Consider the following 6,657-nt stretch of genomic DNA (forward strand, 5'->3'; position numbering starts at 1 on the left):
TCGAAATGTTTCGAATTATATATGGACATTATAATCGACTAATTCTGGACAGGCAATACCGTCAACTTTCGGAAATTTAAGAGTGTCATAAACAAAAAGATGAATATAAAGAACATGAGAATGCTTCTTATAGTATAAGACGAAAATTATCTTATAAAGAAGTACCTGATGCAGTTATGACTTTTGAAAAGAAGACAGGAAGATATATGTGCCAACCAAAAGATAAACTTTCTCCTGCTATTCATCCGGAACGTCAAGTATATTTCTTCGCTTCTTTTGTTCAAACTAAAGATGAAGAGTTTTGGAAACATACGGTGATTGATGCAGAAACCAAGCGACAACTTGAAGGTGGAGACTCTTATCACCATTATGATAATCCCTATATGAAAAATAATACCTCAAATTAAGCCACCACTTTTTGGTGGTTTTTTACTTCAAAATAATTCTATCGAATTTGTATTATTACTCAACCGCTACAGGAAAAAACAAAAACTCGTATGAGTTTCCTTCCATATCTTCTAGATAGACAGTGATACAATCGTTATTGTTATAGATGTTAGTACCTATTCCAGTGTAATGATTCACCTTGTAAGGTATGCCGTCTATAACCATGTCGGGTTTAGCACCCAGCTTCTTGAATACTTCTTTAATTCTATCCCTTGGTACTTTAGATAATGAATAATCCCCGTCAGGGAAAACGGTAAAGACTTCAATCATTCTTCTTCCCCCTCCGTTAGATAGGAAATATCCGCTTGAATTATCTTCCGCTTCCTACCCTCTTCCAGTTCTTCTCCACCGATAACAAAGACGGTCTTATTTTGGTCTATCGTGTGTCTGATATTAAAGTCACCGTCAATCTTACTCATTAACTCAATGGCTTTAATTTTGTCACTGGCATTCACTGGGGCTTTTATGATTTCACCAGTCTTAAAATTTGGATAATAATTGTAGTCCTCACCCTTTGCTATGTTAGTTAGAAGTTCCATTTTCTTAGTGGTTTGGATAACTAACGGTTTAATGTGTGTCTCCTGAATCTGCTGTATTTTGGCCTGTACCAGTGGATTGTTTAAATACTTATAACCAGTGGTACGGGATTTAATTCCGACTTCTTCTATAGCCTTCTGTAAGTTCTGTCCATATGCTATATATGCATAACAAAAAGCTTCCTGCTGTTCTGATAGATAATCAGGTTTACTTTTACCGTTTCGTGTATCATGTTTCTTTAGCTGCTTTTCCACTTTTATCTATCCCTTTCTTTATATGATTTTTAAAAAAGAAGCAGGGATTTATTCCCCACTTCCTACCTCTGAATCTATTTCCTTAATCTTTCCTTGAAGTTCGCTGATACGGTTTTGTCTTTCGATTCGACCCTCTACCGAATTATCTTGACGGTATGTCTTGAGTTCCTTTGTTAACCCTTGCTTATAGTCCTCAAATGAATCATAAGCGGTGGATACTTCCAAGTTCTGATGATACTCAAACTCATTAACAACCGTTGGACGGTTAAGGTATAATTCCAGTTCCATATAGTCTGTGTTGATTGCTACTACTGCACCCTCAAAGAACTCCTTTGATAAATCCTGTTTGAAAGAACCGTACTCTATTGCCATGTACTCAGCAGGGAAATTTTCCTTAAACCTCATTTGGTCTAACTTATCCATTGATTGGAATGTCTCCATTGTTAGCGGTTTAAGGTCTTTAACCGTTCCAGTGTCGGATACTGAATAGAAGCTTAGTACACCTTCCATATTCACAAAACGTGTTTCCCCTCTATTTTGTGCTATGTTTGTTCTTGTTCCACCTTTGGCTAGTAACTGGCTTAACTCTTCTTGGTAACCCTGCCTTTCTGTCTGGCGTTCTGCTACATGCTTTTCTGCCATTGCCTTCATTTGTCTTCCTACTGCTGTATTTAAGAATGCTTGCATATCCATGTTAAATTCTCCCCTTGTCATATCGTTTAATTATTTTTGTTAACCGTTTGTATTCCAGGTCTAGCTTTTCGTTTTCTTCCAGTGATTCCTTAAGCCATTTGTTTAACTGGTAATTATCTTTTGTAGCAAAGAAGTATTTCCTTTTTAATCTTTCATTCTCTTTTGAAAGAACGGTAATTGTATCCTCTTGTAACTGGTTCATATCACTTCCTAACCTCCCTGATTAAAATAACTATTGGACTAACCTCCGAAGAGATTAGCCCTAAGTGACATTAATCATGTTAATGCCAGCGTGATTCACTAAAACTTCTCGAAATGATTCGAGTACTTATTGGTTGATCCAAACTGGATACCTCTAACCAGTTAGGAATCAAATACACTCAAGACTTATTCTCAACCCTTCCAAGGAAAAGAACAGTATCGAAAGAAAATCCTGACTTTGAATGATAAAGTCTAAATGGCGGGCTGGTGTTAGTTTGTATTTATTAGCTTCTGTTAACGGAATAACTAGAGTATCCACATACACCGTATGCCCATGATATTAGAAAGGCGGTAGGACTACCCCACACAATAGCCCCACCTGCTAAACAAAGAAATACTAGTCTGTTCCTAGCAGTCAAATGAATATGTCAACGTTTTACAGATAGGCTGACGACAACCTACCCAACCTGATACGGAACAGAATAAAAAGCAATGTACTAAATGCTAGGGTTATAGCCCTTCATTAAGTATTTTTAGAAAGTGTTTCCCACTCTCCATAAATCCCACTAACCAAAATTAGTGGAATCTAGCAAAGGAGGAATATGTCAGTGATTAGCTTGATAACAAGCTTATTGAAGCCACTAGGGGAGGTAATAGACCCTAATGACTTCTAAAGCAGGTCAATCTCTCGACTGCCCTTCTATATTTATAAGAGGAATTAATTCTTAAAATCGTACATTTTTAGCAAACTTTCTTAAACAGTCTTTATCGTTTTCTAGGTGTTTACCAATCTCCTTTAATAGTCTTGCTATCGTTCTAGGATTCATTAAAATTTCTTCCCCATTTCCTTCAAGGTGGATAGTACCGTTATCCTTTACCGTTCCAGTACGTTCCATAGCATGTCCTTTCTTTTTCCATTTCTGAGTGAATGCGATTCCTTCCAGGACAATAGTGTATTTTTCATATTTGTTACTACTCACTTTATCTTCCAATAGCATTAGGATTTCATCCACCAAATCTATGATGCTGTTATCGGTAGTTGATTTGTCAGTATTCGGTAATGGGTTATTTACTGCAATTGCTTCGTGTATGGTTCTGCTACCCTCTTCACCTTCCTTATGCTTCTTATCCATTGAATCCCTTCTAATGCTTAGTTCTTCGGTGTAACAGTCATCAAGATTTAAAACGTCTTGCTTTTTCATATGTTTATAGAAGTCCTTCACAAGCCAGTCCATCCCATAATTTAACCAGTGTTCTAGTGGTGCGGTACGTTCCTCCTTAGGTCGGTTTACAAAGCTTATAGCCCGTGTGGTAGCCCTTAAGAATAAATAGGATTCTAGTTCATTCGCTTTCCAGTGAGAACCTTCCCATTTCCCTTTAACTCTTGCTGTTCCCCAGTTCTTACTGTTAGCCAGTAATTCCTTCCTTACTCTTGCCTTTACCAGTCTGTTGATTAGTTGTCCTTCTGCTTCTGTTAGTCTTCTCATGTTGATTCTCCCCTTTTAATTTTTAGCTATATTCTTAATAACAAGACAGATGACTCTTCTGTCCCCATCCAATTTAAAAAGCCTTATATTCCAATTAACGAGACAGGCGACTCTTTTGAACCCCTACTTCTTAATAAAGTAAAACTGGAAATCTGTAACCCTCTTCCTAAAAATAAAAAAACCCTTCAAATTAATTGAAAGGTTTCAGGTATTTTTGTTCGGTTTTCAAGATTCTTGTCTCTTAAATATATAGAGTAATTATTCTTCAACTTAATTTGTTCTTGGTTAATAAGAGATATAGAATTAGAAGAAAACACTGCCGAAGGCAATCAGTGTTAATAAAAACAGTGCAGGTTATTTACTAGCTTGTACTTTCTACCCTGCTTCCTTCCAGTCAGCTTCCCTATCAAGGGAATATATAACGGTAAACCTAACTTATAATAGAAAGGTTATGAAGAAGGTAGACTGTCGGTAAAGGGTTTATATTAGAAAAATAATAAAAGCCCCTTGTTCACTATTTGTTCACTGTTTACACCCCTTATGTTTTATGCCATTTCCAACAAATCCCTTTATAGCAGCGTTTGTGAGAATCCATCGGGTCAAAATATGTCCAACCTAACCATCATTCTGACAGAGGTATGTCAATAGAAATTATTGGTAAAAACACTGGAAATTAGAGGAAAATAAATTGTGTCAAAATTGTAAATAATTCATTTTGTCAACTACCAATTATCCCCACCCTAACTGCCACACTTATCCAAATTAACCACATGGTACACCCTGGATTTATTACCTATTACTACCAATAAACAAACGGTAAAAATAATATCCTACTGGTAAAGTCAATTGGTAATGTCATCCTCTAATGTTAAATGATGATTGTGTCTATAAGTGCATTTAATGTAGCAAATGAAACTTGAATAACACTGCATAGTATATACACTGTATAACGGTTAGTGAGAATCTAATATAATAGCTTTTACCATTAATTATTATACAAATTTACGTATTAATATAATTAATTACTTACAATAATTAACACTAACCAACAGATGCTAATGTGTTGTTACTGTCAATGTTACTTCTTTCCATACGGTTTCTATTGGTAAAAGGTAACGCAATTGGAAGGTAGTGGTAGGGGGTGCTTTAAAGGTGGAAATTTATGGGTTGGGGCATTAGTATCTAATACATTTTCAAAATTAACTTGGGGCATCAGTTTTGATTTTTTTCTCAAAACAAACTTGGGTGGACTGCCCGTATTGAACAATCGCACCCGTTAGCTTCATAAGCTGGTATCAAAAAAATCAATTGCAATCTTGTTTATTTCAATCGGCTTTTCCACAACTGTCCAATGACCACACTCTTCAACTTCAATTAGTACCGCATGAGGAATATGTTCTAACAAAAGCCCTTTTACTAAATTAGGTGTTAAAATATCATGGCTACCTTGTGCAATGAGAATAGGAATATTACTAATTTTATCTAACTTCATTGTCAAGTCATAATTTTCCATAATATCTTTTCCAATTGCATCGTTAACGGTAGTATTAATCGTTGTTTTCTTTTTTCTTTTTAATGATTCTTCAGAATAAACGTAATATCTATCTAAAACTCCAAGAATTTCTTCTATTGTTGTATCTCCTCTCTTGTATTTCTCTTCCAAAATAGATAGTTTTATTTTATCTTCTTCCGACAATCTTTTTTCTAATTCTTCTGAAAAGGTAGTAAAACCTTCAGCAGTAACTCCAATTACAGCAGTTAGAAATATCCTATTTACTCTTTCTGGATAAGAAGTTGCATATAGTAATGCAAGCATTGAACCCCAAGATTCCCCAAATAAATTGATTTTTTCAACATCTAATTCTTTGCGTAGTAATTCCAACGCTTCAACTTCATCTTTCATAGAGTATTGAGTATTTTTTAATGTTTCTGACTTTCCACAGCCTCTTTGGTCATAAAAGACTAACTTGAATCTTTGGGATAATGGTAAAACATGAGGAAGAAAAAAACGATGTTCGCTTCCAGGTCCACCATGGAGGAAAACAATAACTTCTCCCTCACCAATAATATTAGTATGTAAGCCTTGACAATTTACAGTATGAAAATTAACTAAATCCTTTTGTTGATTAGTCATAATTCCTCCTAAAAAGCCTTTTAATTATTTATTCTTCATAATTAAGGTTGCTTCCTTCTTCAACTCTGCTTCGTTAGCGGAACAAGAAAAGCGATTGCAATCCCTATTCTTTATAATTTTTCAGGTTGGATCGACGAAAGTCGATTCGACTGATAATTAATTTTAAAGGAAAAATTCCAGTAAAAAAACCGCCTTTCGACGGTTCTTATTGAAGTAAAAACACTCGTTTGTTGAACAAGACCTATGTTCTTCAAAATTTAGATAAAACTTCCTCAATATTATTCCATTCATATACCAGAAGATTCAATTCTGTACCTGCAACTTTTATTTTTTCTGATTTAAGTAATTTAGCACCATAATACTCATAGAAATAACGAGTTTTATTGGCTTCTAATACCTCAACAAACACTTTTTTAAAACCCAAACCATCAAATTGTACAAAAAGTTGTTTCAATAATTGTTTTCCAATCCCTTTTCCTTGATATTCTTCCAGGAGGTAAATAGATGTTAAGTCACCCGAATCATCCACATCATTACTCTCTCTTTTCCCACAATCTGCAAAACCTACAATTTCTCCATCATTATTTACTGCAACAAAAACATAATTATCCTCTTTAGAGATATTACGTTTCCACAAGTCTGTTCTTTGGTCGTATGACAATTTCTCCAAAAACTCATTTGGCATTACGTTTCTATATGTAGATTTCCAGCTATCAACGTGTACTTTTGCAATGCCTTTTGCATCGGTTAAAATAGCGTTTCTTATGTCCATCTAATCCACCTCTAAACTAAAGTTAGATATATATTCTATCACTAGTGTTGCACTAATTAATATTCAATATTAAAAAGACTCACAATCTTCAATATTTTTGTTTTACGCAAAGAAAAAGTCCTTTATAATAGA

8 protein-coding genes are annotated in these 6,657 nt (G+C 34.8%); 1 reads left to right on the forward strand and 7 read right to left on the reverse strand.

Annotation, left to right across the window (positions count from 1 at the left end; genetic code table 11):
• Positions 1-176: 176 nt before the first annotated feature.
• A complete protein-coding gene (locus J2S25_RS19565; protein ID WP_307192693.1) occupies positions 177-407 on the forward strand; it encodes a hypothetical protein in 231 nt (76 codons plus the stop codon).
• A 55-nt stretch (positions 408-462) separates the two neighbouring features.
• On the opposite strand, the gene J2S25_RS19570 is transcribed toward J2S25_RS19565, so the two are convergent.
• From J2S25_RS19570 to J2S25_RS19600, 7 genes are all read right to left on the reverse strand, one after another.
• On the reverse strand, positions 463-717 hold the full coding sequence (locus tag J2S25_RS19570; RefSeq protein WP_307192694.1) for a hypothetical protein: 255 nt from the start codon (positions 715-717) through the stop codon (positions 463-465).
• Positions 714-1,238: a terminase small subunit gene (locus tag J2S25_RS19575; protein ID WP_307192695.1), complete on the reverse strand. Its 525-nt coding sequence runs from the start codon at positions 1,236-1,238 to the stop codon at positions 714-716. The genes J2S25_RS19570 and J2S25_RS19575 overlap by 4 nt, the downstream gene beginning before the upstream one ends.
• A 48-nt stretch (positions 1,239-1,286) precedes the next feature.
• On the reverse strand, positions 1,287-1,931 hold the full coding sequence (locus tag J2S25_RS19580) for a hypothetical protein (protein ID WP_307192696.1): 645 nt from the start codon (positions 1,929-1,931) through the stop codon (positions 1,287-1,289).
• A gap of 1 nt (position 1,932) precedes the next feature.
• On the reverse strand, positions 1,933-2,133 hold the full coding sequence (locus J2S25_RS19585) for a hypothetical protein (RefSeq protein ID WP_307192697.1): 201 nt from the start codon (positions 2,131-2,133) through the stop codon (positions 1,933-1,935).
• Positions 2,134-2,857: 724 nt separating this feature from the next.
• Entirely contained in the window at positions 2,858-3,619 is a 762-nt protein-coding gene (locus tag J2S25_RS19590; protein WP_307192698.1) for a hypothetical protein, read from the reverse strand.
• A gap of 1,282 nt (positions 3,620-4,901) precedes the next feature.
• Entirely contained in the window at positions 4,902-5,753 is an 852-nt protein-coding gene (locus J2S25_RS19595; protein WP_307192699.1) for an alpha/beta fold hydrolase, read from the reverse strand.
• A gap of 250 nt (positions 5,754-6,003) precedes the next feature.
• Positions 6,004-6,525, reverse strand: a complete 522-nt coding sequence (locus J2S25_RS19600) for a GNAT family N-acetyltransferase (RefSeq protein ID WP_307192700.1) — start codon at positions 6,523-6,525, stop codon at positions 6,004-6,006.
• Positions 6,526-6,657 lie beyond the last annotated feature (132 nt).

The sequence above is a fragment of the Mesobacillus stamsii genome (assembly GCF_030814065.1).
GTDB lineage: Bacteria > Bacillota > Bacilli > Bacillales > Cytobacillaceae > Mesobacillus > Mesobacillus stamsii.

Coding starts and splice junctions, on each gene's coding strand:
- J2S25_RS19565 (WP_307192693.1), top strand. CDS start 177: ATGACTTTTGAAAAGAAGACAGGAAGATATATGTGCCAACCAAAAGAT.
- J2S25_RS19595 (WP_307192699.1), bottom strand. CDS start 5,753: ATGACTAATCAACAAAAGGATTTAGTTAATTTTCATACTGTAAATTGT.
- J2S25_RS19590 (WP_307192698.1), bottom strand. CDS start 3,619: ATGAGAAGACTAACAGAAGCAGAAGGACAACTAATCAACAGACTGGTA.
- J2S25_RS19585 (WP_307192697.1), bottom strand. CDS start 2,133: ATGAACCAGTTACAAGAGGATACAATTACCGTTCTTTCAAAAGAGAAT.
- J2S25_RS19600 (WP_307192700.1), bottom strand. CDS start 6,525: ATGGACATAAGAAACGCTATTTTAACCGATGCAAAAGGCATTGCAAAA.
- J2S25_RS19580 (WP_307192696.1), bottom strand. CDS start 1,931: ATGGATATGCAAGCATTCTTAAATACAGCAGTAGGAAGACAAATGAAG.
- J2S25_RS19570 (WP_307192694.1), bottom strand. CDS start 717: ATGATTGAAGTCTTTACCGTTTTCCCTGACGGGGATTATTCATTATCT.